Source organism: Parageobacillus thermantarcticus (assembly GCF_900111865.1).
GTDB classification, from domain to species: Bacteria; Bacillota; Bacilli; order Bacillales; family Anoxybacillaceae; genus Parageobacillus; species Parageobacillus thermantarcticus.
Map to the genome: position 1 here is coordinate 20,990 of NZ_FOJS01000024.1, position 26,733 is coordinate 47,722.

The 26,733-nt window shown below is 44.4% G+C and carries 23 protein-coding genes and 3 pseudogenes; 6 read left to right on the forward strand and 20 right to left on the reverse strand.

Features of this window, described 5'->3' with window-relative positions:
- Positions 1–6: 6 nt before the first annotated feature.
- From BM278_RS11760 to paaK, 11 genes are all read right to left on the reverse strand, one after another.
- Positions 7–1,212: a thiolase family protein gene (locus BM278_RS11760; RefSeq protein WP_090949937.1), complete on the reverse strand. Its 1,206-nt coding sequence runs from the start codon at positions 1,210–1,212 to the stop codon at positions 7–9.
- 19 nt (positions 1,213–1,231) lie between these two features.
- Positions 1,232–2,089 carry a 3-hydroxyacyl-CoA dehydrogenase gene (locus BM278_RS11765; protein ID WP_090949940.1) on the reverse strand — a complete coding sequence of 286 codons (858 nt, stop codon included), beginning with the start codon at positions 2,087–2,089 and terminating at the stop codon, positions 1,232–1,234.
- Between the two features lie 88 nt (positions 2,090–2,177).
- The gene (locus BM278_RS11770; protein WP_090949942.1) at positions 2,178–3,695 is read right to left on the reverse strand and encodes an aldehyde dehydrogenase family protein; all 1,518 of its coding nucleotides are present in this window, start codon (positions 3,693–3,695) and stop codon (positions 2,178–2,180) included.
- 25 nt (positions 3,696–3,720) lie between these two features.
- The gene (locus BM278_RS11775; RefSeq protein WP_090949944.1) at positions 3,721–4,494 is read right to left on the reverse strand and encodes an enoyl-CoA hydratase-related protein; all 774 of its coding nucleotides are present in this window, start codon (positions 4,492–4,494) and stop codon (positions 3,721–3,723) included.
- A 15-nt stretch (positions 4,495–4,509) separates the two neighbouring features.
- Positions 4,510–5,286 carry an enoyl-CoA hydratase/isomerase family protein gene (locus tag BM278_RS11780; RefSeq protein ID WP_090949946.1) on the reverse strand — a complete coding sequence of 259 codons (777 nt, stop codon included), beginning with the start codon at positions 5,284–5,286 and terminating at the stop codon, positions 4,510–4,512.
- Positions 5,279–5,590 carry an EthD family reductase gene (locus BM278_RS11785; protein WP_090949948.1) on the reverse strand — a complete coding sequence of 104 codons (312 nt, stop codon included), beginning with the start codon at positions 5,588–5,590 and terminating at the stop codon, positions 5,279–5,281. Before BM278_RS11785 ends, BM278_RS11780 begins: the two co-directional genes overlap by 8 nt.
- Before the next feature lie 28 nt (positions 5,591–5,618).
- Positions 5,619–6,113 carry a 1,2-phenylacetyl-CoA epoxidase subunit PaaD gene (paaD, locus tag BM278_RS11790; RefSeq protein ID WP_090949950.1) on the reverse strand — a complete coding sequence of 165 codons (495 nt, stop codon included), beginning with the start codon at positions 6,111–6,113 and terminating at the stop codon, positions 5,619–5,621.
- A gap of 31 nt (positions 6,114–6,144) precedes the next feature.
- Entirely contained in the window at positions 6,145–6,987 is an 843-nt protein-coding gene (gene paaC, locus BM278_RS11795) for a 1,2-phenylacetyl-CoA epoxidase subunit PaaC (RefSeq protein ID WP_090949952.1), read from the reverse strand.
- Positions 6,963–7,316, reverse strand: coding sequence for a 1,2-phenylacetyl-CoA epoxidase subunit PaaB (paaB, locus tag BM278_RS11800; protein WP_003249807.1), 354 nt, complete (start codon positions 7,314–7,316; stop codon positions 6,963–6,965). The genes paaC and paaB overlap by 25 nt, the downstream gene beginning before the upstream one ends.
- Positions 7,317–7,333: 17 nt before the next feature.
- Complete coding sequence (gene paaA / locus BM278_RS11805; RefSeq protein WP_090949954.1) at positions 7,334–8,302, reverse strand: 1,2-phenylacetyl-CoA epoxidase subunit PaaA; 969 nt, start codon at positions 8,300–8,302, stop codon at positions 7,334–7,336.
- 93 nt (positions 8,303–8,395) lie between these two features.
- A complete protein-coding gene (gene paaK, locus BM278_RS11810) occupies positions 8,396–9,721 on the reverse strand; it encodes a phenylacetate--CoA ligase PaaK (RefSeq protein WP_090949955.1) in 1,326 nt (441 codons plus the stop codon).
- A gap of 342 nt (positions 9,722–10,063) precedes the next feature.
- On the opposite strand from paaK, the pseudogene BM278_RS11815 reads away from it, so the two are divergent.
- Positions 10,064–10,213: pseudogene (locus BM278_RS11815) on the forward strand (IS3 family transposase); the annotation flags it as partial.
- A 181-nt stretch (positions 10,214–10,394) separates the two neighbouring features.
- Here the strand turns inward: BM278_RS11815 and paaI are convergent.
- Positions 10,395–10,796, reverse strand: a complete 402-nt coding sequence (gene paaI / locus BM278_RS11820) for a hydroxyphenylacetyl-CoA thioesterase PaaI (protein ID WP_090949957.1) — start codon at positions 10,794–10,796, stop codon at positions 10,395–10,397.
- 169 nt (positions 10,797–10,965) lie between these two features.
- Here paaI and BM278_RS11825 point away from each other — a divergent pair, with 169 nt between their 5' ends.
- Positions 10,966–12,402, forward strand: coding sequence for a DDE-type integrase/transposase/recombinase (locus tag BM278_RS11825; RefSeq protein ID WP_090949960.1), 1,437 nt, complete (start codon positions 10,966–10,968; stop codon positions 12,400–12,402).
- A gap of 698 nt (positions 12,403–13,100) precedes the next feature.
- On the opposite strand, the gene ilvD is transcribed toward BM278_RS11825, so the two are convergent.
- The gene (ilvD, locus tag BM278_RS11830) at positions 13,101–14,777 is read right to left on the reverse strand and encodes a dihydroxy-acid dehydratase (RefSeq protein ID WP_090949962.1); all 1,677 of its coding nucleotides are present in this window, start codon (positions 14,775–14,777) and stop codon (positions 13,101–13,103) included.
- Between the two features lie 660 nt (positions 14,778–15,437).
- Between ilvD and proB the strand changes: the two genes are divergently transcribed.
- Both proB and BM278_RS11840 read left to right on the forward strand, forming a co-directional pair.
- Positions 15,438–16,562, forward strand: coding sequence for a glutamate 5-kinase (gene proB / locus BM278_RS11835; protein ID WP_090949964.1), 1,125 nt, complete (start codon positions 15,438–15,440; stop codon positions 16,560–16,562).
- Positions 16,559–17,800: a glutamate-5-semialdehyde dehydrogenase gene (locus BM278_RS11840; RefSeq protein ID WP_090949965.1), complete on the forward strand. Its 1,242-nt coding sequence runs from the start codon at positions 16,559–16,561 to the stop codon at positions 17,798–17,800. The genes proB and BM278_RS11840 overlap by 4 nt, the downstream gene beginning before the upstream one ends.
- Before the next feature lie 278 nt (positions 17,801–18,078).
- On the opposite strand, the gene BM278_RS11845 is transcribed toward BM278_RS11840, so the two are convergent.
- Together BM278_RS11845 and BM278_RS11850 are read right to left on the reverse strand one after the other, a co-directional pair.
- On the reverse strand, positions 18,079–18,501 hold the full coding sequence (locus BM278_RS11845; RefSeq protein WP_090949967.1) for a GtrA family protein: 423 nt from the start codon (positions 18,499–18,501) through the stop codon (positions 18,079–18,081).
- 258 nt (positions 18,502–18,759) lie between these two features.
- Positions 18,760–18,933 (reverse strand): annotated as a pseudogene (locus BM278_RS11850) (glycosyltransferase); the annotation flags it as partial.
- Positions 18,934–19,433: 500 nt separating this feature from the next.
- Here BM278_RS11850 and BM278_RS11855 point away from each other — a divergent pair.
- Positions 19,434–19,880 (forward strand): hypothetical protein, encoded by a 447-nt coding sequence (locus BM278_RS11855; RefSeq protein ID WP_090949968.1) that lies wholly within the window; start codon positions 19,434–19,436, stop codon positions 19,878–19,880.
- Positions 19,881–20,032: 152 nt separating this feature from the next.
- Here the strand turns inward: BM278_RS11855 and BM278_RS11860 are convergent, their stop codons facing one another.
- The 3 genes from BM278_RS11860 to BM278_RS11870 form a co-directional block, all read right to left on the reverse strand.
- The gene (locus BM278_RS11860) at positions 20,033–20,596 is read right to left on the reverse strand and encodes a shikimate kinase (RefSeq protein WP_090949970.1); all 564 of its coding nucleotides are present in this window, start codon (positions 20,594–20,596) and stop codon (positions 20,033–20,035) included.
- Positions 20,597–20,622: 26 nt separating this feature from the next.
- Positions 20,623–21,651 carry a LacI family DNA-binding transcriptional regulator gene (locus BM278_RS11865; RefSeq protein ID WP_090949971.1) on the reverse strand — a complete coding sequence of 343 codons (1,029 nt, stop codon included), beginning with the start codon at positions 21,649–21,651 and terminating at the stop codon, positions 20,623–20,625.
- Between the two features lie 509 nt (positions 21,652–22,160).
- A complete protein-coding gene (locus BM278_RS11870) occupies positions 22,161–22,937 on the reverse strand; it encodes an IclR family transcriptional regulator (RefSeq protein ID WP_090949973.1) in 777 nt (258 codons plus the stop codon).
- A 568-nt stretch (positions 22,938–23,505) separates the two neighbouring features.
- On the opposite strand from BM278_RS11870, the gene BM278_RS11875 reads away from it, so the two are divergent.
- A complete protein-coding gene (locus BM278_RS11875) occupies positions 23,506–24,831 on the forward strand; it encodes an MFS transporter (RefSeq protein WP_090949975.1) in 1,326 nt (441 codons plus the stop codon).
- Positions 24,832–25,093: 262 nt separating this feature from the next.
- On the opposite strand, the gene BM278_RS11880 is transcribed toward BM278_RS11875, so the two are convergent.
- Positions 25,094–26,083, reverse strand: a complete 990-nt coding sequence (locus BM278_RS11880) for a zinc-dependent alcohol dehydrogenase (protein WP_090949977.1) — start codon at positions 26,081–26,083, stop codon at positions 25,094–25,096.
- 106 nt (positions 26,084–26,189) lie between these two features.
- Positions 26,190–26,443 (reverse strand): annotated as a pseudogene (locus BM278_RS11885) (aldehyde dehydrogenase family protein); the annotation flags it as partial.
- Between the last annotated feature and the right edge of the window lie 290 nt (positions 26,444–26,733).

Sequence of the window (26,733 nt, forward strand, 5' to 3'; positions counted from 1 at the left end):
CCCTCGTCATTCATCGGTATTTTCAACGATCGTTGCAATTCCTTGCCCTACGCCGACACACATCGTTGCAAGGCCATATTTTACGCCCCGTTTTTTCATTTCGTAAATGAGTGTCGTTAAAATACGTGCGCCGCTTGCCCCAAGCGGATGGCCAAGGGCGATCGCTCCGCCGTTGACGTTTACTTTTTCCCTGTCAATGCCAAGCTGTCTAATGCATTCGATCGCTTGGGATGCAAACGCTTCATTCAACTCTACTAAACCGATATCATCAATCATTAAGCCAGCGCGAGCAAGCGCTTTTCTCGTTGCGTAAATCGGACCGATCCCCATCACCGCAGGCTCGACTCCCGCAACCGCTGACGTTACGTATTTTGCGAGCGGTTTCATTCCAAGTTCCTTCGCTTTTTCCGCGCTCATTAATAAAAGCGCCGCCGCTCCGTCATTGATCCCTGAAGCATTTCCAGCTGTGACGGTGCCGTTTTCAAATAGCGGACGCAGTTTTGCGAGTTTTTCCAACGTCGTGTCTGGACGAGGATGTTCATCTTTGTCCACGACAACTCTGTTTCCGACGCGGTCATAGTATATGACCGGAACTAATTCGTCGGCAAATCGATTTGATTCGATCGCCTTTTTCGCTTTCATTTGGCTCTCATAGGCAAATTCATCTTGTTCTTCCCGGGAAATGCCGAACCGTTTTGCGACATTTTCCGCTGTTTGCGGCATGCTGTCAGTTCCATACATTTCCTCCATCTTTGGATTGATAAATCGCCAGCCAATCGTCGTATCAAACATTTCAATATTGCCGCGTGGAAAGTCGGCACTTGGTTTTGCCATGACAAATGGCGCGCGCGTCATGCTTTCCGTTCCGCCGGCTATGACTATTTCCGCTTCTCCTGTCATGATGGCGCGCGCCGCGTAGTTGACAGCATCAAGCCCTGAGCCACATAAGCGGTTCACCGTCGTCCCCGCCACTTCGACCGGCAACCCGGCCAATAACGCAGACATACGAGCGACATTCCGGTTATCCTCACCAGCTTGATTGGCGTTGCCGAGAACGACTTCTTCAATTTCATGGACCGGAAGATTTGGGTTGCGTTCAACGAGAGCGTGAATGACAGTTGCCCCGAGATCATCAGGACGGACGTCTTTTAGCGCTCCTTTATATTTTCCTATCGGCGTCCGCACGGCATCGACAATAACTACTTCTTTCATGAGATTATCGCCCCTTTTATTATTCTTTATCGGTGTAATCATACACACCTTTTCCTGTTTTTCTGCCGAGCCGCCCCGCTTTGACGTATTGCTCAAGCAATGGTGCTGGGCGATATTTTTCCCCTAATTTTTCATACAAATATTTCAAGTTATTGAGTCTTGTATCCAATCCGACTAAATCCGCTAGTTCAAACGGCCCCATCGGATAATTGAGACCGAGTTTAATTGCTTTATCAATCTCTTCTGGTGTACCAACTCCTTCTTGAAGCATATAAAATGCTTCGTTTCCAACTAAGGCGCTAATCCGACTTGTCACAAACCCTGGAAATTCATTAACAACAACAGTTTCTTTCCCCATCTGTTGCGCAACCTTTTGAATAACATCGGCTGTTTCATCGCTCGTCTCTAAACCACGGACTATTTCAACAAGCTTCATTTTATGAACTGGGTTGAAAAAGTGCATTGCAATCACTTTTTCTGGCCGCTGCGTAAAAGATGCGATTTCCGTTGGGCTCATCGTTGACGTATTCGTTGCGAAATAACAAGATGCCGGCGCATGATGATCAATCGTCTCAAACACTTGTTTTTTAATTTCCAATTTTTCTGGCACGGCTTCAATGACCAAATCCGCCTCTCTGACTGCTTCAATTAAATTTGTCGAGTAACGCAATCGCGCTTCGGCTTCCTGCTTCTCTGAATTTGTAATTTTACCGCGGTCTATTCCTTGTTCAAAAATAGACGAAATTTCGTTTTTCGCGCTTTTCAACTGTTCTTCTTTCACATCGATGAGCGTCGTTTCAAATCCGCCGACAGCGCTGACATAGGCAATTCCTCTTCCCATTACGCCTGAACCAACTACCACAATATGGCGAATCACAAAAATCCCTCCTTGCTACATTCTATATTGGCCAAACAAAATAAGCACTCCATCCGCAAGATAGAGTGCTTCACCAACAACTTTCACTTTACACACCGAAAGGATTGAGCGGACGGCTTCCGTAATAAGAAAGGATGCTTTTCGTTTCCGTATATAAATCAAGTGTTTCGATGCACAGTTCGCGTCCGAATCCGGACTGTTTATATCCACCAAACGGTGTTCCTGGGAACGCGGAGAACGGGCTATTAATCATGACAATACCAGCTTGAATTTGTTTCGCCACACGAATCGCGCGTGCATGATCTTTTGTCCAGATAGCCGATCCCAAACCATATTCACTGTCATTAGCCAATTTAATGACTTCTTTTTCATCGTTAAATTTCATCACGACAACGACTGGACCGAAAATTTCTTCTTTGACGACTTTCATTTGATGATTGACATCCGTAATAATGGTCGGTTCGTACCAAAAACCGTTTTCAAACCCTTCCACTTTCGCTTCTTTCCCACCAGTGACAATCGTAGCTCCCTCTTCGATGGCAGATTTAACATAGTCGTCAATAACTTCTAGTTGTTCGCGGCTAATGATGGCACCGACATGGGTATCTTGCTCAAACGGATTGCCAAGCTTTAATTTTTTTGTTTTTTCTACAAACTTTTCCATGAATTGATCGTAAATGCTCTCATGTACGTATAAACGGGAGCGTGCTTCACAGGATTGTCCAGTATTATAGAAAATTCCGAATAATGAGCCGCTAACAGCTGCATCAATGTCTGCATCCTCGAAGATGATGTTCGGCGATTTGCCGCCAAGTTCTAATGTTACTCGTTTTAACGTTTTCGACGCTTTTTCCATAATATTTTTTCCTACCGGAGTCGAACCAGTAAATGCAACTTTATCAACAAGCGGATGCTCAACTAAATAATTACCGACTTCAGAGCCAGACCCGGTAACCACGTTGACGACTCCTTCCGGGACACCAGCTTCATGACAAATTTCTGCAAGTACGATACATGTCAACGGCGTTAATGAAGCCGGTTTGACAACAACGGAGCACCCCGCTGCAATTGCTGGGGCAATTTTCCACGCTGCCATCATTAACGGATAATTCCATGGGATAATTTGCGCACATACCCCGACAGGCTCTTTTTCTGTAAAATTATGAAACGTTCCTGGCATATTGTTGACCGTACCGCGATGGCCGACAATGGCACTGGCGTAAAATTCAAAGTCTTCAATCGCCTGCATCACTTGCCCTTGTGCGGCGGAAAGTGCTTTTCCTGTATCTAAAATCTCTAATTCTACTAACTCATTAAAACGGGAACGCATAATCGAAGCAATTTTGTTTAAAATACGCGCCCGTTTGTTGACAGGAAAATGGCGCCATTTTCCATGATCAAATGCCTGACGTGCCGCTTGAATTGCGCGTTCCGCATCTTCTTTCGTTCCTTTCGCTACTTTCGCAATCGGCTCTCCTGTTGCAGGGTTGTATGTCGTAAACGTTTCTCCGGAAACGCTTTCGACGCGTTCTCCGTTAATAATCAGATGATACATTTCACGTTTTGTTTCGAGTTTCTCCATTTTTTGTTCTTTTACTGTTGCCATTTACTTTCCACTCCTTTTCCTTAACTTACTTTCCTTGAAATGATGGTGAGCGTTTTTCAAAGAAAGCGCGAATGCCTTCTCGGTGGTCTTCCGTCAGTCCGGCAATACGCTGGCCGTATGCCTCTTTTTCCAAATAGTCTTCGAAAGTACAATGCCAGCTTTCGCGCAAATAGCGTTTTATCAAACCAATCGCTTTCGTCGGCATGTTGGCAAGCCTACCAGCAAAGCGCTGTACTTCTTCTTCCCAAGATTGTTTAGGAATAACAGCAGTGGCAAGTCCGAGTTCAGTCGCTTTTTGCGCAGAAATTTTTTCGCCGAGAACCGCCAATTCAAGTGCTTTCGCATGACCAACTAGGCGCGGCAAATAATACAAATTTCCCGCATCCGGAATGAGACCAACGTGAATAAACGCTTCGACAAAACTCGCTTTCTCTGAAACAAGCCGAAAATCGCACGCGAGCGCCAAGCTCATTCCCGCGCCGGCCGCAACACCATTCACCGCAGCGACTACTGGTTTTTCAAAATGATAGAGCGCTTTCATCATCGGCGCGTAGCGCGTTCTTAGCACCTCCCCGTGATCCATTTCCTCCGTAACACCGCCGAGATCTTCACCGGAACAAAACGCCCGTCCTGCCCCAGTAATCACAAGGCAGCGAACGTTTTCATCATTAGCAGCTTGCTTCAGTGCTTTCGTAATTTCCTTGTTCATTTGTTCTGTAAACGCATTCAGCTTGTCAGGACGGTTTAGAGTAAGCCATGCTACACGGTCGCGCACTTCATAATGAATCGTTTCGTACAATCGACAGCACCACCTTTATCTTCCTTGAAAACGCGGCTTTCGTTTTTCGATAAATGCCGCCATTCCCTCTTTTTGATCCTCAGACGAAAAAAGGAGATAAAAATTTTTCCTCTCAAACTGCATTCCTTCATATAGTGAATAGTCTACCGCCTTATTAACGGCTTCTTTAATTAAGCGAACGGATAAAGGAGGCTGTTTCGCCAGTTTTTTCGCAAACCGCATTGTTTCTTCATACAATAACTCTGGCGCGATAACACGGTTGACAATCCCTAATTCATACGCTTCCTTTGCCGACATACGCTCGCCTGTCCAAAGCCACTCGAGCGCTTTTGTTTTGCCGATTAATTTGGTAAGACGTTGCGTTCCACCTGCACCTGGCATCACACCAATATTCACTTCTGGAAATCCGAATTCCGCCGTATCGGCCGCAAATAACAGGTCACAGCTAAGCGCGAGTTCAAATCCGCCGCCTAATGCAAAACCGTGTACAGCAGCAATCGTGGGCTTTTTAATAAGCGCAAGGCGATCCCATTCGGCAAATTGATTAAGCAATTCCAGCGTAATGGAATCATCGTTTGCCATTTCGTCGATATCCGCTCCTGCTGCAAATGCACGACCGCTTCCTGTCAAGACGATGACGCGCACTTGTTCATCGCGGTCGTAAATTTCCATTGCTGTGACGATTTCCGTTACCATTTTCCTGTTCAATGCGTTCAATACATCTGGGCGATGCAGTTCAATCACAGCAATATTCTCATCAATATGTGTACGAATGTTAGCAAACTCAGCCATTTTTCACTTCCTCGCCTACCATCAATGTTACGATATCGCCTGCAAACGACATTAAATCTTTTCCCGACGCTTTCGCTTCACTCGTTTTCATTGCTTCTTTGAACGCTTCATAACTGTCATAGTACATTTCGCATAATAAGTAATATTCACTTTCTCCTCCCATCGGCGTACCGGTAATTTTCGTTACCTCCATTTTGCGAAGCCCTGGAATTTTCGCGGTAATTGGGGCATGCGTACCAAAATAATGTTCATCAAATTTTTCTTTATCTTTTGGTTGTCTGTAAAGGGCAATCATTTTAATCATCGTTCTCTTCTCCTTTTTTATAAATTTTTTACATCCATGTTGAGATTGGTTTCATCACTTCAAACGGATTTTTGCATTGTTTACAGTAGAAAATGCTTCTGCAAGCGGTAGGTCCAAACAAGTTTTCTATTACCGTAAAGGAAGAGTGACAATAAGGACACTCGACGTGCCACTCGCCGTTTGAATCGATTTGCCGAGGCGGTGGCGCAATGCCAAATTCTTTTAACTTTTCCCGTCCTTTCTCTGTGATTCGGTCAGATGTCCATGGTGGATGGCGAATAAATTCTACAGTAACGCGCTCGATTCCTTCTAACCGTAAAAGAGTCTGTTCGACACGTTGTCGAATAATATCGAGCGCCGGGCAGCCGATAAATGTCGGAAGTAGTTTGACTGTGACTTCGCCGTGTTGAACCTGAACGTCTTCGACCATTCCTAAATCGATGACACTGACGGAATCAATTTCAGGATCTTTGACAGCATCTAATGTTTCTATAATTTTTTCTATCGCAAGATTGGAGTCCATCGTTACCCCTTCTTTCTGAAAAACTTATAGATTACCACGTTGCTAGTGGGTCGAGGCGATATACTTCCGACAATGTCATAATCGCTTCGTCTAAATCTGCCGTATGTTCCCCGTTTCGTCCGTTGCCTCGTTTCATACCGAACTCGCTTGGCAAATCGAGGTTTACCTCTGCAAAAACCGGTTTCATCGCTTGAACCCAACGCTGTTTTAATATCTTTTCGCTTTCAATAAGTCCAAATTCTACCATTCTATCTCCTTTCACTCCGAGCGTCAGCACGCCTCCAAAATCTTCAAATACTTTCGCAACCGCCTTTTTCATACGTTCACGAGCCTCTCCTTGAGCATTCGTAAGCTGAATGAACCATGTTCTCCAATGCATAAGGTGGTAATAAAGTTCCATGTTGATTTTAACAGCAACTTGAGCAAGCGGTTCATACGAACTATGTTTCAACGAATCAATACGCACTTTTTTCGCCTGTGTGTAAAAATAGTGGCGGACAACGGCAAACGCCCAATCATATCGAGGCTCGCTCAAATAATGACCAGGGCCGTTTACTTCCTCAAGCAAAACAGCATTTCGGCGTTCGGATGATGGTCGCTGATGCGCCAAATCATCTGCCTTTCCAATACCAATGTCTTCTAGCAATTGATAATACATTGCCGCATGTCCCATCGTATCTTGATTAATGGAAGAAAATGCGATATCCTCTTCAATGTGCGGCGCAAGCCCAAGCCATTCCGAACCGCGATAAGAGAGAATAAAATCATCATCCGCTAGCTGAAACAATAGTTCAACGAGCACTTCTTTATATTCGGGATGTTGCTGTAGTTCCTCAGGTTTCGTGATTTTCATCGTTGGATCTCGCCCTTCCATGAAAGAATCTCTTTTTCATCAAGCATTTGCTGTTCGTATTGACGCCATTTCTTTTTCAAGTATCCATACCCTTTTGTAGTGCGATAATCTTTGTTATCGAGCCTCTTTAACGATTCTTTTTCTTCTTCCGTCATCATGCGGATATCCGATCGTTTCACGACCCATATGTCAGAAACAGTTTCGCGCCGCATAAAATTTTCTTGCGCCATCACTAAAGCGATTTCATGGTTTGGGGCAAGCAGGCTAAATTGATGCTGAAGCGGTGCTGTGTCATTTTTCCTGCTAAATACCTCAAACACTTGATAAAATCCTTTTCCGCTATCACTCATTGCCATTCCTCCACTTCTCACACTGCTGCTGATTGACCGCTTAACGCTTCACGAACCCAAGCGTTATTGTGGTACGATAACTCACGAAGACGAAGCCGCTCTTTCGATTTCGGCCCATTGTTGCGAATAATTTCTTTAAACCTGTTCCAATCTGGCTGCTTGTAAACCCATTTCCCTTTCGATTCATCAAAATGCATCGTTTCATCTGGGAGCTTTAATCCTATCGACAAAATGCGCGGTACATATTTCGTAAAGAAATCTTGACGCAATTGTTCATTTGTTTTCGTCCGTATTCGGTATTTAATCGTAATATCTTGTTTCGACGTTCCAGTTGTTGCTGCACTACCAGGGCCAAAGAACATTAACAACGCTTCCCACCAGCGATTCAACGCGTCTTGCAACATCTCTTTTTGCTCTTTCGTTCCTTCCGCAAGCGCCAAAATAATCGATTCGCCGTGCTGGGCGTGGAACACTTCTTCCGCACAAATCCGCTTTAACGCCCGGGCATATGGCCCGTAAGAAGCATCAAGCATGTTTGTCTGCGTAATAATCGCTGCCCCGTCGACAAGCCAGCCGATTAAACCGGCGTCCGCCCAAGTAGGTGCAGGCATATGAAACACGTTATGAAACTTTAAATCTCCTTTGAATAAATCTTGCATAATTTCCTCGCGCGTTTTTCCAAGCGGCGCCATCAAATCTTCGGCAACGCGGAGAAGAAGCTGTCCATGCCCCATTTCATCCTGCACTTTCGCCATAATGCCAAGCTTTCTTCTTAGCGAAGGCGCTTTCGGGACCCATTCCTTCTCCGGAAGCGCTCCCATAATTTCGCTGATGCCATGCATCGCAATAAGTTTAATCAACGTCATTCGATAGTCTTCCGGCATCCAATCATCTGCTTCGATTTTTTCCCCCGCATTAATTCTCTCCATAAACCGCTCGTATTTTTCCTCTTCAGATAGCCATCTAAACGATGTTACTACAGGCATTTTCCTCCACCTCCTAGTTAAATATATAACGTTTATTTAACGTAATTATAAAATAACGTCATAAATATTGCAATAATAAAATCGCTAATTTTCTTACAATACTGCCTTTTCTTTGCGGTAATCCACGATGCGAATCGCTTTCCCTTCTGAACGCGGAATAGATTTTGGTGGATGAATATTGACATCGATAGACACAAGGCAGTGGTTTTTCAACAAATGCTGTATTCGCTTCATTAAATTGCGGACTCGTTCATCGTGAAGATCGCCTCTAATTTCTTGATAGAAGCGATCGCTTACCTCAACTTGCAATTCAACGACATCAAGCGTTCCTTTTCGTAAAATATGAACTTGATAATGTGGCGCAAGTTCTGGGACCGTCAATAAATAATGTTCTATTTCTGAAGGGAAAACGTTAACACCGCGTATAATGAGCATATCATCAACACGCCCTTTAATTCTCGACATTCTAGTTGTTGTTCGTCCACAGACGCACGGTTCTTTCGTAATCGAAGCGATATCACCTGTGCGATAGCGAATGACTGGAAACGCCTCTTTTGTCAAGCTAGTAAAGACAAGCTCTCCTTCTTCACCTTCACCCACTGGCTCGAGTGTATCTGGATTAATGACTTCTACAAAGAAATGGTCCTCGGCTACATGCAATCCGTTCTGTGCTTCATGACACTCCATGGCAACCCCAGGTCCGATGACCTCACTCAATCCATAAATATCACACGCTTTAATGTCGAGTTCCTCTTCTAACGTTCTCCGCATCTCCTCCGACCACGGTTCCGCTCCGAAAATCCCGTATTTTAGCGACGTTTTCCGAGGATCTTTGCCAAGTTCTTTCATTCGTTCAGCGATGTTCAATACGTAGGAAGGGGTACCACAAATAATATCTGGCTTAAAATCTTCAATAATCATAATTTGTCGATCCGTATTCCCCCCTGATACCGGCACAGTCACCGCACCTAACCGCTCGCTTCCATAATGGAGACCTAATCCTCCAGTAAATAATCCGTATCCATATGCATTATGCACAATATTTCCTGGAGCTCCACCCGCAATTGTAATAGCGCGTGCCACAATGTCTGCCCAATGGTTGATATCATTTTTTGTATACGCTACCACCGTTGGTTTTCCACTCGTTCCGCTGGAGGCGTGAACGCGGACACAATCTTGGATTCTGACAGCAAGCAGTCCAAACGGATAATGTTCCCGCAAATCTTTTTTCGTTGTAAACGGCAACTTCTTCACATCATCCAGCGTGCGAATATGCTCCGGTTTTACACCATGTTCATCCAGCTTTTGACGATAAAACGGCACATGCTCGTATACCCGCTTGACCGTTTGCTGTAGTCTCTCAAGCTGCAACGCTTCCATCTCTTCTCTGGAAGCGATTTCAATATGATGTAAAATCATACTCCCACCCTTTCTTTTTTAAGCGCTTTCATTAATAATTTAAAAAATAAATATATATTACGTTTATACAACGTAATATATATTTATCATCATACTTAAGTTTAAAATATATCTAATATTCAAAATTGTCAACTATTATTTTTATTACTTTTAAGTAAAAAAGAAATTATGTGCTGGGATGGTCACCTACAGTTAGACAGTAAAAAAGGACATTGGATAGAATGCTCTTAGACTTCTGCCTGGGAGGAGATTTTATATTACTGATAAAGAAAGGACAAACTTTTAGCGAGGAAAAGTTATTCATTTGAAATTGAATACCCCCAAACGCGACCAAACAAGACGTATAAGGCTATTCAAGAGTATATACATTTTTACAATCACAGCCGCTTTCAAGAAAAACTAAACGGCCTTTCTCCGATTGAATGCCGAGAAAAGGCCAGAACTTCGTCTTCTCATGAACATTTGATCCTGCTCGCTCCCCAAATAAAGTGACACTCTCCATAGTGCATCAAGCTGTTAGGGGGCGTCTGCTTATTGTCCCATTTGAAACCATCTCTGTTCACTTTTTACTAAGTATTTTCCACAGTCATTAGGCATCTTTTCTGTTCTAGACAAAATATTGACTGTTTTTAAACACTCCCTGGAACTGCTCTCCATCTCTCTTCCTTGAGGATCATGGAACAAATTTGTCTTTCTTACGATATACCATTCCTTCGGCCAAAGCGATCAACTCTTCTTTGTCATTTAACACCTCGATTCGATATACCCCAAGACGGTTTGGTTTCGTTTCTTCGCTTGCGATGGCCACTAACCTATCGCCCATTCCGCTGGCTTGCATATAATACATTGTCATCGCGATACCAACTGCCGCTTGATTATGAGAATTGCTAGCACAAGCAAAAGCCACATCAGCCAAAGAAAAAATAGCTCCTCCATTGGTACTGCCGTGAAAGTTCAGCAAATTTTTCTTTACTTCCATTGATACTTTTGCATATCCTTCTCCGACATCTTCTATAGTGATGCCTAAATAATTAGCAAAGGGATCTCTCTTCATTTTCCGAATAAAATCATCCATCTTCTCCACCCCTAATTGTTTTTGGGTATTGTCAAAAGTTTATCCTCCACACTCACTGTTTTTCGTTGAGTTTCAACGGTTGGAATAAAAAAAGCTTGCCACCCCCGTTGTTTTAGGCCATCATTGAGGTAACCCCACACCCAACACCCAAAACAAAGGAGTGACAAGCTTGTTACCTCAATTATTAGCCTATTTGCTTGAAATAATCAAGTCCCAACATCAAATCATTGTCTATTTAATTGGTGCCTTATTAGGAAAATCCTTAAGCCGCAAAGACATGGACGAACCGGTTCGAAAACCGTACCGAAAACTTCAAGTCGATGACCTTCCCATCATCGATGTCCCAGAAACACTTGACTATCGGCAGCTTTTAGCCGACTACGAAGCCCGGCACGGCCGTCCGTTGCCGCCGATCCAACGCCGGGCCAACGCTAAACACCGTGTCCCGGATTCGTTGACGTGTCCCCGTTGCCAGGCGCCGTCATCCTACCTGTACGCCAACAACGGCGGAAAAGGGCAGTACCAATGCAAAGTGTGCCAATGCCGGTTCAACCATCGAAATCGGTTCAAAAAGCAAGCGGTCTTTCGTTGCCCGCACTGCTTCCAAACGCTTGAGAAAATCAAAGAACGCAAGGACTACTACATCTACAAGTGCAAGAACAACGACTGCCCATTTTACCAAAAGAACCTTCGCCGGATGAGCCAAAAGGAACGCCAACAATTCCAGCAGAACCCTCAAGCCTTCAAGGTGCGGTATCTGTTCCGTGAGTTTTTGTTTGACTTTCCACCGTTGGCCCCATCGTCGCCGAAAAAGCCAAAGGTCGATTTGTCTCGTCTGGCGGTGTCGTCGCACACCCTCGGACTCGTGTTGACGTACTACGTTAACTATGGGATGTCCTCCAGACAGACAGCCGGAATCATGAAGGATGTGCATGGCGTGTCGATCTCCCATCAGACGGTGCTCAACTACGCCAATAGCGTCGCGCTCATGATTCAGCCGTTTGTCGACCGGTTCCCGTACGAGCTGTCCGGCTCGTTCTGTGGGGACGAGACGTATATTCGCGTGAAAGGACGCTGGCATTACCTGTTTTTTATGTTTGATGCCGTGAAAAAAGTGGTGTTGTCGTATCGCGTCTCGCCCCACCGGGATACGTTGTCGGCCATCCGCGCCATCGATGACGTCCTGCGAAAGCTGCCGTCCATCCCGGACGATTTGTCGTTCGTCGTCGACGGCAATCCCATTTACCTGCTGGCGCAGCACTTTTTTGCCCAGCACGGGATTCCGTTTGACGTCCGCCAAGTGATCGGACTGACCAATGAGGATCCGGTGTCCGAGGAGTTCCGCGCGATCAAACAAATCATCGAGCGATTCAACCGGACGTTTAAAGGCAACTATCGGCCGACTCACGGATTTGGAGCGGAAGAAGGCTCGGTCTCCTTTGTCACGCTGTTTGTGGCGTATTTCAACTTCCTGCGCCCGCACGGTGCACTCGAAGGCCGGGTTCCTGTCGTCATCCCGGAGCTCGCCGATCTGCCCCATATGCCGGCCCGGTGGACGAAGCTGATCGCCATGGCTCAAGATTTCCTCCAACAAGAGGCGGCCTAACTTTTTTGTCCACCGGAGCCCATGGATCAGAAGACCAGCCGGATTCGGCGAAGCGAACCCTTGACCAACCGAACCTCGTCAAAGGTAAAATTCGGTAAGGGCGAGGGCGGCTTTCCTATGCCCTCTTTTTTGTCCCCGTCGCCCTTGACGTCCCTTTCGCACCTTTGGCGGGTGTTGGTCAAGGGCGAATCCGGCTCCAAGGATGCCTTACGATGCTCCATGGGATGGCGGATGTGGAGTTTTCATAAAACTTTTGACGCTACCTGTTTTTGATAAATAGTTCTTTTAATTAGTGTGCTGCTTCACTTTCTCCTATTTCTAAAAGGAATAACTGCTTCGATATCTCTACTTTTCTTCTGATCAGCACGAAAAAATATCATCACATTAATTATAATATAACGATTCTATAACGATCCGGATATTATTTATTATATTGAAACCAAAAATATATAGAATATTATAAATTGTCAACTGTTATTTTATTGCTTGCACGTGAAAGAGAAAAACTTCAAAAATAATGATCTTTCCTAAACCGAAGTACGTGCAAATATCTTTATTAACCTAATATCCCTACTATATTTCTATCACATACAGTTTATGTTCGTTTTGTAGGTACTTTCTTTTTATCTTCCCAATATAAAAAAAGACCTGTTCGCTTCGGTCGCAAAACCGTTGAACAGGTCTTTTGGCAACATCTCTTAAATTTTCATAATCCCGCCCGTGCTCGCGGAAGTAACGAGCTTCGAGTAGCGCGCGAGGTAACCTGTTTTCACTTTTGGTTCAAACCCTTTCCAGTTCGCTTTTCGTCTTTCTAATTCTTCGTCAGAAAGCTTGACGTTAATCGTTCTGTTCTTAATATCGATTTCAATGATGTCACCGTTTTCGATAAAGGCAATCGGACCGCCTTCCGCCGCTTCCGGGGAAACGTGTCCAACCGATATGCCGCGCGATGCCCCCGAGAACCGTCCATCCGTCACGAGCGCGACTTTCGTGCCAAGCCCCATGCCGACAATTTGCGAAGTTGGCGCGAGCATTTCCGGCATTCCCGGTCCGCCTTTTGGCCCTTCATAGCGGATGACGACGACATGTCCTGGCTTGATTTTGCCGCTTGCGATTCCCTCGAGCGCCTCTTCTTGCGAATCAAACACGATCGCTGGCCCTTCATGACGCGTAATGCCATCTTGCACGCCGCCCGTTTTAATGATCGCGCCGTCCGGAGCGAGGTTTCCGAACAATACGGCAAGACCTCCCGTTTCGGAATACGGGCTATCGATTGGGCGAATGACGTTATAGTCTTTAACTTCACAGCCAGCGATGTTTTCTCCAAGCGTTTTTCCCGTCACAGTCAACGTATCGAGATGCAGCGTTCCTTCTTTTTTCGCTAACTCATGCAACACCGCGGATACGCCGCCCGCTTCATGCAAGTCTTCGATATGCACATCGGAAGCTGGCGCCAGTTTGGCAAGGTGCGGCACCTTTGCAGCGATTTCGTTAATTCGTTCGAGCGAATAATCGATGCCCGCTTCATTCGCAATCGCCAGCGTATGTAATACGGTGTTCGTCGAACCGCCAAGCGCCATGTCGAGCGCAAACGCGTTGTCGATCGCTTTTTCCGTGACAATATCGCGCGGCTTAATGTCATGCTCAATCAAATACATTAATTGTTTTGCCGATTGGCGCACTAATTCTTTCCGGGCCGGATCTACCGCCAAAATCGTTCCGTTACCCGGCAGCGCAAGCCCTAGCGCTTCCGCCAAACAGTTCATCGAGTTTGCCGTAAACATTCCTGAACAGGAGCCGCACGTCGGACAGCCGTATCGTTCTAATTCCATTAAGCCTTTTTCATCGATTTTTCCAGCTTGATAAGCGCCGACCCCTTCAAATACGGAAGAAAGCGAAATTTTTCTTCCATCGCTCGTCACGCCGGCTTTCATCGGCCCGCCGCTAACAAAAATCGTCGGAATGTTTAGACGCATCGCCGCCATCATCATCCCCGGCGTAATTTTGTCGCAGTTTGGAATACACACCATTCCGTCAAACCAATGTGCGGAAATGACCGTTTCGATCGAATCCGCGATAATTTCACGGCTTGGCAGCGAATAGCGCATACCGATATGCCCCATCGCAATTCCGTCGTCGACGCCGATCGTATTCATTTCAAACGGGACTCCGCCTGCTTCGCGAATCGCTTCTTTGACAATTTTTCCGAACTCCTGCAAATGAACGTGTCCCGGAATAATATCAATGTATGAGTTCACTACGGCGATAAACGGCTTGTCAAAATCTTCTTCCTTTACGCCCGCCGCGCGCAACAAACTGCGGTGCGGCGCCCGGTCAAATCCTTTTTTGATCATATCGCTGCGAAGCTTTCTCAATCTTAATCCCTCCATGAGTAGTTTTGTAATCTCGATGTTTTTAGTATTGTACCATTTTTTTAAATAAAATGACAATTATATTTATTTCGATAGCAATTATCATCCTCGCTATCAAAAACGATCAAGTCCTGATTATTGTGTAAATTTTCATTTCTTGGTCCAGCGAATGGACGTTTTGGAGAAATCAAACTGCTTTTTGCCGCTTCTTTTTACACAAATCCCCAGACTTGATCATCAAAAACAGGCAAGCCCCGCATGATTACACAAAATTTTCTCGCCGTCTCGTAAACTTAGTCATCGGAAAACAAAATCGCTTTTTGCATGATTTTTATGGCTATCTTTGAAGAAAACTACTTGACAATTTCCCAATTTGTATGGATAATTTCTAACAAATCGTTGATACGGAAAACGGCACGGGACTAGTAAATCGATGGAACGTGCAAGAGAGTGGAACCCGCAGGCTGGAAGGTTCCTCACGGGAAGTCGATTGAACCTGCCCTACCAAGGCCGCTTATGCAAACATAAGCCGTCCGCCCTCGTTACGGGCAAGAGGTGGGCGCACGATGCGCCAAAAAAGGTGGTACCGCGGAACGCTTTTTCCGTCCTTTTGCAAGGAGGGGAAAAAGCGTTTTTTGTTGTCAAGCAGAAAGGAGGAAGCGCGTGAAAAAGCAACGAATCGTCGTAAAAATCGGCAGCAGCTCATTAACGGATGCAAAAGGCGCGCTTTGCCACGAAAAACTGTTCGACCACGTCGAAGCGATCGCCTATATGAAACAACTGGGCCATGAAGTCATTTTAATTACATCAGGCGCGGTTGCCGCTGGATTTGGGCCGCTCGGCTATCCATCGCGGCCTACTACCACCGCGGGAAAGCAAGCAGCAGCGGCGGTCGGGCAAGGGCTGCTCATGCAAGGCTATATTTCCGCGTTCGAAAAGTTCGGCATTACGATAGGGCAAATTTTATTAACAAGAGAAGACTTCTACAGCCGCGAACGGTTTCATAATTTATTTTCCACGATCACCACATTGCTGGAATGCGGGGTTTTGCCGATCATCAACGAAAATGACTCCGTATCCGTCGAGGAATTGACGTTTGGCGACAACGATATGCTTTCTGCGCTCGTGAGCGGTTTTTTGCACGCGGATGCGCTCATTATCTTAACCGATATTAACGGGTTGTACGATGATAATCCGAAAACGAATCCAAACGCGAAAAAATATGTGTTTTTGCCGGAAATCACAAAGGAAATGATCGAGGCGGCGGGAGGCAGCGGCTCCGCGGTCGGAACAGGCGGCATGAAATCAAAGCTTCTCGCCGCGCAAAAAGCGCTATCTTTCGGCGTAAGCGTCTTTGTCGGAACGGGTAAAGGAAAAGAAAAGCTATATGACATTTTGGAAGGAAAAGGAGACGGGACGTATATCGGCGCGCCGTTTCACGGGCATATGCAAATGCGCAAACAATGGATTGCGTACCATGCGCCTGTAGCCGGGAAAATCGAAATTGACGAAGGCGCGGAAACCGCCTTGCTGCAGCGCGGAAAAAGTTTGCTTCCCGCCGGCGTCACCGCGGTGTACGGAAACTTTTCCGCCATGGATGTCGTCGAGGTCGTCAATCGAAAAGGAACCGTCATTGGCCGCGGGCAAGTGTATTACTCCTCTGACGATTTAGAAAAAGTAAAAGGACTTCCTAGCAATGAAGCGAAAAAATATTCGATTAACCATCGTCCGGAAGTGATCCACCGCGATAATTGGGTATCATTGCGAAAGGAGAGTGTTATCAAATGAACGAACTGCTTACAAAAGCCAAGCAGCTGCAACAAGCAGCGAAAGCGCTAGCCCTCCTGTCCACCGAAGAAAAGAATGAAGCGTTAACGCGCATCGCCGACGCCATTACGAAACAAAAAGACTGGATTTTGCAAGAAAACGAAAAAGACGTTGCGCTTGGAAAAGAACAAGGTCTTTCTCCTGCCTTAATCGACCGATTGCAGCTCACCGACGAACGAATTGAGCAAATGGTTGACGGCGTCCGGCAAGTCGCTGGGCTTCCTGACCCAATCGGCGAAATCGTCGAAGAATGGACGCGGCCGAACGGGCTGCGCATTCAAACGGTGCGCGTGCCGCTCGGCGTCATCGGCATGGTGTACGAAGCGCGCCCGAACGTCACCGTTGATGCCACAAGCCTTTGCTTAAAAACGGGAAACGCCGTCTTATTGCGGGGCAGTTCGTCCGCGCTTCATTCGAACAAAGCGCTCGTCCATATTATGCAAGAAGCGTTGCGCGATTCCGCCGTTCCTGCCGATGCCGTTCAGCTACTTGAAGACACGAGCCGCGAGACGGCCCAGCAAATGTTTCGTTTAAACGGATACTTAGACGTATTAATTCCGCGCGGCGGGGCAGGGTTGATCCGCTCCGTCATCGAAAACGCCACCGTTCCCGTTTTAGAAACGGGAGTCGGCAACTGCCATATTTTCATCGATGAATCGGCGCAAAAACAAATGGCGATCGATATCGTCTTAAACGCAAAATTGCAGCGCCCGTCCGTCTGCAACGCCGTGGAAACCGTGCTCATTCATCAAAACTGGCCGTATATCGGCGAACTACTTGAAACGCTGCACGCTCGCGGCGTCGAACTGCGCGGCGATTCGCAGCTTGCTTCATCGTATTCCTTTATCCAGCAGGCCACTGAAGCCGACTGGAGCACCGAGTATTTGGCGCCGATTTTAGCTGTTAAACTCGTGCAAGACGTCAAAGAAGCGGTCGACCATATTAACCGCTACGGCACGAAACATTCTGAAGCGATTATTTCCGAGCAAAACGACAACGTCCGTTTCTTCTTCCAAGCGATTGACGCCGCGGTGCTTTATCATAACGCCTCGACCCGCTTCACCGACGGCGAGCAGTTTGGCTACGGAGCGGAAATCGGCATCAGCACGCAGAAACTCCACGCCCGCGGCCCGATGGGGTTGCGCGCGATTACAACGACGAAATCGCTCGTCTACGGCACGGGGCAAATTCGCTCTTAGACAAAGAAAAAGCCGAATCCAACAAGACGGATTCGGCTTTTTTTTCGATTGAGTCCCGTGAATTGGATCAAAAGAAGCCGGCAAGCAAACAGTGATTCCAATTCACTTTAATGGTAAAGGAATAGGAATTTTTACCCAATAAACTGAGTATGATCTACCCAATAAACTGAGTATGATCTGTTACTCTGTCATTTGTGATGTTCGCGTAAACGGCAAGCGCTATATGCCCAATGTGGAATATCAAAGACTATCCAATCTAAATTCGTCGTATACCCATGTTAAGAATGGAACGGTTTCGAGGTAAATACCCAAAAGCGGCTGCCGGCAAAATTGACGGCAATCCCTCCTAACGTCGCGATCAGTTTTCCGACAAACAGCGGCCAATGCCAAACGTCCCGGCAGAGAAAGAGGAGAAGGAGCGTCATTGCCAGCGACATTACATTGACGATAAGAAAACGAAAAAACTCTCCGATGTTCGCTTTTCGTTTTACCTGAAACGTCCACATCCTGTTCCACACATAGCTATTGACCACGCCGGCAGTATAAGAGCATACTTGCGCCAATAGCACGGAAACGCCAAACGAGGTAAGAAGGAAAAAGACAATAAAGTCCACAAGCGTATTTCCGACCCCGACGAGGCAAAAGCGCCATAACGTTCGTATGTTTTCTCGCTCATTCCATATAAAACGGTGCTTTTTCATATTTCGTTCTGACTCCCCATGTCTCTTTGACAATATTACAGCAGACGCCGCTTTCCTTCATCAATAGATGCAGACAATAAAACGTCATAAACATAGCACCATTGCATAATAAGGTCGCCATTAAGGTTAAGTCCAAGATTTTGTGTAAAAAGAAACGGCAAAAAAGTAGTTTGATTTTTCCAAAACCTAAATTTGCTAGACCGAAAGCGAATTTTTACACAATAATCAGGACTTGATCGCCATTAACAGCGACGCTCAGCCTGCCACCATCGAATGCGTAAATAGCTTTAGATATGAAGTGATAATGCCAAGCAAGCTTGATGCCGAAAGAAAAAAGCCTAACAGACTGGCGAGTTTCAACGGCTTGTATGAAAACGAAGTGATTCCGTCGAGCGAAAAGCGAATCATTTTCTTGAGCGGATATTTGTTTTCCCAGCAAACCGCTAATATTTTCCCATACATCATAACGCCTATCCTTTATATTTGTAAAGCTTCACACCGCGCTCCATCGGCAACGTCATCCTCCACTGTTATCGCTCACTCTAAATACAACCCGCTTAACGTTTGAAACTATATGCGACAGGCGGCTTTTCAACGGTAAAAAACCTGCTAGATCAGCGATGCAAAGAAAGACACCTCCCAATTCGCCACTGTGTAATATGCACTTAAACCTGCATTGTCCATATGAATAAATGGATAAAAACAAATACAATTAACAATCGGCCAGTCCTCGTCTGTCCATTTCAGCTTCTTCCCGCTCTCTTTCTTGGTTCATCACCGCCTTTTGTCGTGTTTCCAATATACAAAAAACAGTGAAAATGGAAATAAATCTCATCCACTGCATACGCCAATTCGAATGACATACTAAAAATAAAAAATAGATTTTTCGTTTCTATTTTTTCTTTTATAATAGAAACGAAGGAGGTGAAAGGATGGAACAGGAAACGATGCTAAAAGAAATTTTGAAGGCATTGGAACTACATTCTGACCATATTCATATAGAAATGCAAAAAATAAGCAACCAGCTGAGAGCGGAAATGAAAGAGATGGGCAGCCAGCTGAGAACGGAAATGAAAGAGACAAACGACCAATTGAGGGCAGAAATGCAAAAGATGAGCGACCAGTTAAGAACAGAAATGAAAGAAATGAGCGACCGGCTGAGAGCAGAAATGAAAGAGATGAACGACCAACTGAGAGCAGAAATGAAAGAGGTGGTCGGAAAACTAGAAGAAAAAATGAATGAGCGATTTCATCGTTTAGAAACAAAAGTGGACGGCCTGCGCATCGAATTATCAGAAACACAGGAAACGGTCGATTTCCTCTCAAGCAAAACGCTCCAGCATGAACGGAAAATCCGCAAGTTGTATCGGCAGCAATAATCTTCTTACTTCCTCTCCCGTTGTCTGCCATATAAAAAAGCAAGCCTGCCATCGCAGACTCGCTATCTCATTTTACATCATAAATAAGCGATCAGCCGGTTGTCTGAACAATAGCTCCCCACATTCAGATCGTGGTTGAAACAAAGCTTGCTTTACTCATTCGGTTCGTACACTTCCCATGTCCACTTGATCGACTCGACAATTTCATTTGCGGCTGTTTCCGGATCAAGATTGTTGGTTAACACACGAGAATTATGGATGGAATAGACATTTCTCCGCTGGAAAAATAATTGTTCGACTTCTTCTAATGTTTTATTCTTTAGCACAGGACGATTATCAACAATTAATGGAAGGCGCTCTTTCCAACACTCCCACGATAAATCTAGGAAAAAGACGATGCAGTGGGATAAACAAACATTTCTAACTTCTTCTTGCAAGTACGCGCCTCCCCCAAGGGAAATAATCTTTAATCGAGTATTCGTGCAAAGATCCACAATCAATTCTCTCTCTATTTTGCGAAAATAATTTTCGCCCATTTGTTCGAAAATGTCTGGAATCGACATATGATGCCGCTTTTCTATCTCTTGGTCTACATCAATAAAATCACGATACAACTTTTTCGCTACAAGCTGACCGATCGTTGTCTTCCCTACTCCCATAAAACCGATTAGCACGATATTTCTTTCGCGCAGAGGAATGTTCGAATATGCCCCCATATTAGTGTCCTTCCTTTTAAAGCAATCTAAAAATTCAATGAACTTGATTCTCGTACGACAAGTTCCGGTTTTAAAATAAGGCGTTTCGGTTCACTTGTGTCACCGGTTATGCGCCGATGCAAAATATCCGCCGCATGAATACCAATCTGTTCCGGAAACGCCGAGACCGTCGTTAAAGGCGGGTGAAACAGGGCGGACTCTTGAATATTATCAAAACCGACAACCGCTATATCGCGTCCCGGAATCATTCCCGCTTCCTTTAAACCGAGCAATGCACCAAACGCAACCACATCGTTATAGCAAAACACTGCCGTTGGCGGATCGGGATGTTGCAAAACCCGTTTGATTGCCTCCATTCCTCCTTGCCTTGTCGCAAACGTCTGTATGAACAGTGACTCATCTATTTCGATGCCTGCTTGTTCCAAGGCTTCGCAATATCCTTGTTTTCGATCTCTCCATACGGATGAATTCGAAAAACCGCCTAGAAAAGCGACGCGACGATGTCCTTGCTGAATTAAATGTTCCGTGGCTAACCTACCGCCTTCTACATTATCAACTCCAATATAATCAAATTGTTCCCCAGATGGCAATTCCCTCGCTATTAATACAACTGGAATTTCCCACTGTTTTAGTCGCTCGACCATGTCCACCGAACAGCCAGGCACTGGACTTATGATGACACCGCCCACCCGATGTTCAAGCATTGTTGACAAAAGCGCATCTTGTTTCTCTGGAGAATCAAACGTCGTTCCCAAAATGACAGTATATCCTTCTTTATCTAGCGCCTCATGGACACCGACTAACAATTCAGAAAAAAATGGGTTGCCGATTTCCGTAATAATCAATCCCACCGTAGAAGAACGCTGCGACCGTAAATTTGCAGCCACCCGATCATACACATACCCTAATTCTTTCATTGCCTTTAATACTTTTTCCCGCGTTTCTTTGGAAATAGCTGTACTCCCACGAACAACAAGGGAAGCTGTCGCCCGCGACACACCGGCATGCTTAGCTACTTGCTCTAAAGTAACGCGAGAGCGCTTTTTTTTTGTCATCCATCAACACCTGCTTGCCAATTAGATGCGTCATTATCTTTCTTGCTTCACAATCTACTCCTTATGTATAAATTAGTCAAATAAGAGTATAAACTTTATTGACAAACGTTGTCAATTAGTAGTGAATGAAAACGAACTAAGTTCATTTCATTCATAAAACAAGCCCCTTCTATTTGGTCATTCCAATTTCTAAAGACGCATTTGATCGAGTGCCAACTTGCCAGGTGGGCTAATATACAATGTGCTATAAAACAACTATATACGTTCTTTTCTCAAGTTTTTGTATTTCTTCCTGTGACAATCCCATCATTTCTTGATTGTGCTCTCCTAAATCTGGGCCAATATAACGAATAGTCCATGGTGTTTTCCCAAATTTCGGAACAATCCAGGAACTTTTATTTCCCTAAGTCTCGGGTGTTTTACCTTGATGTTATTCTCACGATCCTGATAAGGGGGGATATTCAAAAATACCTTTAATATTCGAATCGGACTGGCAGGATATTCTCTCCCTATTCTCGATATCCTAACTTTTCTGAAATCACTTTAGCGCCTTCTTTGACCAATAGCTTATATTTTTCTACTACTTCAGGAGTGAATCGATTAGTAGGGCCTGAAACAGATAAGCATGCCCTAACTTCTCCATTGATATTGAAAATAGGCGCTGCAACCGCTGCAGAACCAACTTCTCGTTCATCTATACTTAAAGCACAACGTTGTAACTTAATCTTTTCAATTTCTTCTTTTAAACAATTTAATCGTTCTTTAGATGGAACTTGCTCAAAAATTTTCTGTTGAAAAGAAAGGGATTGATAAGCCAAAATCACCTTTCCTTCAGCACCTGTCCACAATGGCAATTGTTCTCCAATTTTAACGATATGTCGAATGGAATGAAGTCCTTCGCATTGTTCCACACAAACTCGTGAATTTTCCTCCAAAACATACAAATTTACCGTTTCGCGAGTCTTATCCCGTATTTCTTCCATGATTGGCCTGGCAATTTCTCTGATTTTCATCGACTTTCCAGCAACATATCCAAGGTAGTATATTCCTTCGCCAAGACGGTACTTTAAGGTAAGCGGATCTTTGACCACTAGATTATTTTGTTCCAAAGTAGATAACAATCTGGTAGTAGTAGATTTCGCAAGCGAAATTTTATTAGCGATTTCTGTTAAGGACAGTTCCTGTTCTTCCAAAGTAAAGCAGTACAAGATATCGATCGCCCTTTGTACGGTACGTAACCCTGTTTCTGTTTTTTTACTATCTTGCTCATTAGAATCTTTTATCATAAAAAACCTCCCTTTATAAAGGTTGATATATCAACGATTGTAGCCGTTTCAGGGGTGTCAAAAAATGTTTTTCGACAAAGTTCCTCCTTTTTGTTCCATTAACCGAAAATAAATTCCTTTATATGGAACTATTCAAGTACATTTTACATTCGTTCTTTTTTGTTTATCAAGAGCTTTCAGATATTTCCCTTGGCCTAAACTTAATAAAGTTGGAGTGCCGAAACATTATCGTATTCTTCATTATTCCGTTAGAAAGACGCAAACAGGAACTTCCCGTTTTATCAATTGAAATAATGCTGTTATCGTTGTGGAAGATCTCGCAATGCCATGCAAATCCAACAAATATGCATAAGCACGGATTGATTTAGAAAAGTTGAAAAATTCTTGTTTATATCTAGACAGATAGCAAAAAAATTGCTATAATTCAGTCAAAAGTTGTTCCGTATAACGGAATATAGTTACATATAACGGAATATACTGACGATCTTTCTTAGACATTTACGTATAGGAGGTGCCATAAAAGTATAGATTCATAAATACATACGCTTACAAATAACCATAAATTATTATGGATGGTGAATACGCAGTGAAAAAACGACGCTGGGCCATAGCTTGTTTAATTGCGGTTGGGGTCATTGTCAATTATTTTGACCGCATCAATATGTCTGTTGCGTTAAAGCCATTGTCAGAAGAATTCCATTTAACTCCTGGACAACTTGGGATTCTTTTATCCGCCTTCGCATGGTCTTATGCCATTCTTCAAATTCCTGCGGGCACTTTGCTAGATAAAATTGGTGTCAAATGGGTGGCGCGAATTGGTACCATTATTTGGTCAGCCGCTTGTTTTCTCACCGCGATCGCCAGCGGTCAGGGACTTGTCATTTTATCGCGAATTTTACTAGGAATCGGGGAAGCTCCATATTTTCCAGCTGCTACAAAAGCGATTGGTTACTGGTTTCCCCGTAACGAACGAGGGACAGCCATTGCACTTTTTGATGCCCAATCCAAACTGTCCAACGCAATCGGCACCCCTATTATCGCTTGGGTTGTATCCGAATGGGGATGGAGGACAGGTTTTTATGCCACTGCGATTCTCAGTCTGATTTATGCCGTTGCGTTTTGGATTTCATATCGGGATCCGCATGAAGACAAGCGACTTTCGAAAGAAGAGTACACATATATTGTAGAGGGCGGCTCTCAAAAAATCGGTGAACCACCAGGAAATGTATGGGAAAATCTTCGATACTTATTGACAAAGCGGAAAGTCTGGGGGGCGCTCATTGGTTTTGCCGCGTACGGTTACTCATGGTTTCTTTTTCTCACGTGGCTTCCTGGTTATCTTGTCACGGAAATGCATATGTCCATATTAAAATCTGGATGGTATTCGTCAATTCCTTGGATTGTAGGAACTATTTCAGAGCTTGTGATAGGAGGATGGCTAATTGACCGTTTAGTAAACAAAGGCTATAATCCGACACGTGTACGTAAAACATTCCTTGTAATCGGCATGCTTCTTGGTATGTCTGTCATCGGAGCAGCATTTACAAGCAACCCAAACATTGCGATACTCTGTATTTCCATTGCTCTTGGCGGTCTTGTCATCACTTCATCGATCGCTTACAGCATTCCAACCTTCATTGCTCCACAGGGAACGGTAGGTACACTTGTAGGAATTTTAACGTTTGGAAATAACTCTATGGCCATTCTTGCTCCTATTATCACTGGATTTATTGTACAGGCAACTGGATCATTTATGTACGCTTTTCTAGTAGCAGCGGTAATTTTGATTATTGGTATGTTCAGCTACGTATTTTTGCTTACTGATCTTGAGCCAATCGAACCGATGTTGGAGAATTCTACGAGATACGACAAGAAAAACATAAGTACTCAATAAAAAGACATTAATGAAGGTCGGCTTTCTCGATGAAAGATACGTGAAGCCGGCCATATTTTATGATTGCCTCAATCCTATTACATCTTGTTTCATAACGTTGTTCGGTTAATGCCTAATTTTTCCTTAACACTTTCACATTTCTCTCTAAAGCTGTAATACAGAGATGTTCGTATGACCACAAATCCTAAAATTATCTTCTACACCTCAATTTTCTAAATTTTAAACATTTTACTAATTTATAGGAAACAAGTTCTTTCATCCGTCATACCTTCTTAAAACTTAGAATGACCTTGCCGGCATTTCCCGAAGCCGCTAGTTCGTAAGCTTGTTGATAATCAGCGACTGGCAAAATTTTTGAAACAATAGGATCAATAGAAAAGGAAGGATCACGCAAATATTCGATAGCTTGTAAATAATCATCTGGGAACTGATAAATAATCGTTCCATGAATTGTCAATTCGCTGCGCACAATATGAATTACCGGAAAAGTAGCTTCTGTCGCTAATCCTATTAAAATGACATCACCGCCAGGATTCGTTATTCGAATCGCTTGTTCCACCGCGCTTTTTGTTCCCGCTGCTTCAAATACGACGTCAAACGTTTCATCTTGCAGTTCATAAGGGTAAAGTGTGCGAATATTCCCGACCTTTTTTATAAGTTCAAATTTGTTTGGGTTAATATCAATCGCAGTAACTTTTGCGCCTAAATGATGTGCCAACGCCGCTGCTAGCATTCCCTCATTGCCACAGCCAACAACTGCGACTGTCGTATCCTTCGCAATATTTACCTTTTTGAAAGCGTGAACAACAACGGCAAACGGCTCAATTAACACTGCTTTTTCATCCGGTAGATCATCAGGAACCGATAAAACATATTTAGAGGAAATGATAAACTCTTGAGAAAAACCACCGTCCACATTAACGCCCAACGATTTTTTGTTTCGGCATATATTCGTATAGCCTTTTACGCATAAGTCACACGTTCCGCAATACGTGTTAGGAAGAACAACAACGCGCGTTCCTACGTCATACGCTGCATTTTCTCCTTTTTCTATTACGACACCGAGCAGTTCGTGCCCGGGCCGTACAGGATATGTTGCGTGCGGAAGCTTCCCTTTGAAAACACTTAAATCAGAGCCGCAAATTCCGCCGTAAATAAGCTGAATTTTCACTTCATCATCCTTAGGAGCGCGTAGAGAATCTACATGACGCAATTCGAGTTCGTTTGGTTTCGTTACATATAGTTCAATCATTAAGTCCACCACCATGTTTTGACAAGACATATGAATCTGAAAGACAATCATCTTTAATTCCTGTTATCTCTCGATCGCATAGCGAAAACCTTCACGGCTAATTCCGCCCAGCAAGCTTATATATGTTTCGGCTTTCGACAATTCCGCTAGTAAACGAATTACGTTGACGCGGTCATCTTTTCGAATTTGCTGGCCAACTTCCGCCCTGCCAAGCACCATGTTCACGCCGCGTTCAGGAAATCCCGCTTCCAGCAATAATTTCAGCAATTCAACTGCGATCAACGGAGTCTGCGGAGCAGGTTTCAAAACGACGCTATTGCCCGCGGCAAACGCTGAACCAATTTCTAGATGCGCATTAAAGAGCAACCCTGTTTAAAACAATACATCGCCTTTTCTACCGCTCCTCCATGCACATCGCCAAGCAATAAATAGAAATCACGGATATGATTATTTTTCGTTCCAACATCTTGTTAGATCGATCTAGTAAATTTAGAAAGTTCAACCATTCACGAACATTATATGTTTTTTTGTAAACATTGTCAACTCCTACAAACATTTTGCTCACACTCGTTCGTTGTGTGAGTAAAATGTTTGTGGGAGAAATTCTTAGAATTCCCCGATGAGGGGGTTGGGAACGTAGGTTCGCAATC

Excerpts from the sequence above, each read along its gene's own strand:
- paaK (WP_090949955.1), bottom strand. The coding sequence starts at position 9,721 with ATGATTTTACATCATATTGAAATCGCTTCCAGAGAAGAGATGGAAGCG.
- BM278_RS11855 (WP_090949968.1), top strand. The coding sequence starts at position 19,434 with ATGGAACAGGAAACGATGCTAAAAGAAATTTTGAAGGCATTGGAACTA.
- BM278_RS11780 (WP_090949946.1), bottom strand. The coding sequence starts at position 5,286 with ATGGCTGAGTTTGCTAACATTCGTACACATATTGATGAGAATATTGCT.
- BM278_RS11845 (WP_090949967.1), bottom strand. The coding sequence starts at position 18,501 with ATGAAAAAGCACCGTTTTATATGGAATGAGCGAGAAAACATACGAACG.
- paaC (WP_090949952.1), bottom strand. The coding sequence starts at position 6,987 with ATGGAAGGGCGAGATCCAACGATGAAAATCACGAAACCTGAGGAACTA.
- BM278_RS11770 (WP_090949942.1), bottom strand. The coding sequence starts at position 3,695 with ATGGCAACAGTAAAAGAACAAAAAATGGAGAAACTCGAAACAAAACGT.
- BM278_RS11875 (WP_090949975.1), top strand. The coding sequence starts at position 23,506 with ATGGATGGTGAATACGCAGTGAAAAAACGACGCTGGGCCATAGCTTGT.
- BM278_RS11860 (WP_090949970.1), bottom strand. The coding sequence starts at position 20,596 with ATGGGGGCATATTCGAACATTCCTCTGCGCGAAAGAAATATCGTGCTA.
- BM278_RS11760 (WP_090949937.1), bottom strand. The coding sequence starts at position 1,212 with ATGAAAGAAGTAGTTATTGTCGATGCCGTGCGGACGCCGATAGGAAAA.
- paaD (WP_090949950.1), bottom strand. The coding sequence starts at position 6,113 with ATGGACTCCAATCTTGCGATAGAAAAAATTATAGAAACATTAGATGCT.
- paaI (WP_090949957.1), bottom strand. The coding sequence starts at position 10,796 with ATGGATGATTTTATTCGGAAAATGAAGAGAGATCCCTTTGCTAATTAT.
- BM278_RS11880 (WP_090949977.1), bottom strand. The coding sequence starts at position 26,083 with ATGATTGAACTATATGTAACGAAACCAAACGAACTCGAATTGCGTCAT.
- BM278_RS11785 (WP_090949948.1), bottom strand. The coding sequence starts at position 5,590 with ATGATTAAAATGATTGCCCTTTACAGACAACCAAAAGATAAAGAAAAA.
- paaB (WP_003249807.1), bottom strand. The coding sequence starts at position 7,316 with ATGAGTGATAGCGGAAAAGGATTTTATCAAGTGTTTGAGGTATTTAGC.
- paaA (WP_090949954.1), bottom strand. The coding sequence starts at position 8,302 with ATGCCTGTAGTAACATCGTTTAGATGGCTATCTGAAGAGGAAAAATAC.
- BM278_RS11865 (WP_090949971.1), bottom strand. The coding sequence starts at position 21,651 with ATGACAAAAAAAAAGCGCTCTCGCGTTACTTTAGAGCAAGTAGCTAAG.
- BM278_RS11840 (WP_090949965.1), top strand. The coding sequence starts at position 16,559 with ATGAACGAACTGCTTACAAAAGCCAAGCAGCTGCAACAAGCAGCGAAA.
- BM278_RS11870 (WP_090949973.1), bottom strand. The coding sequence starts at position 22,937 with ATGATAAAAGATTCTAATGAGCAAGATAGTAAAAAAACAGAAACAGGG.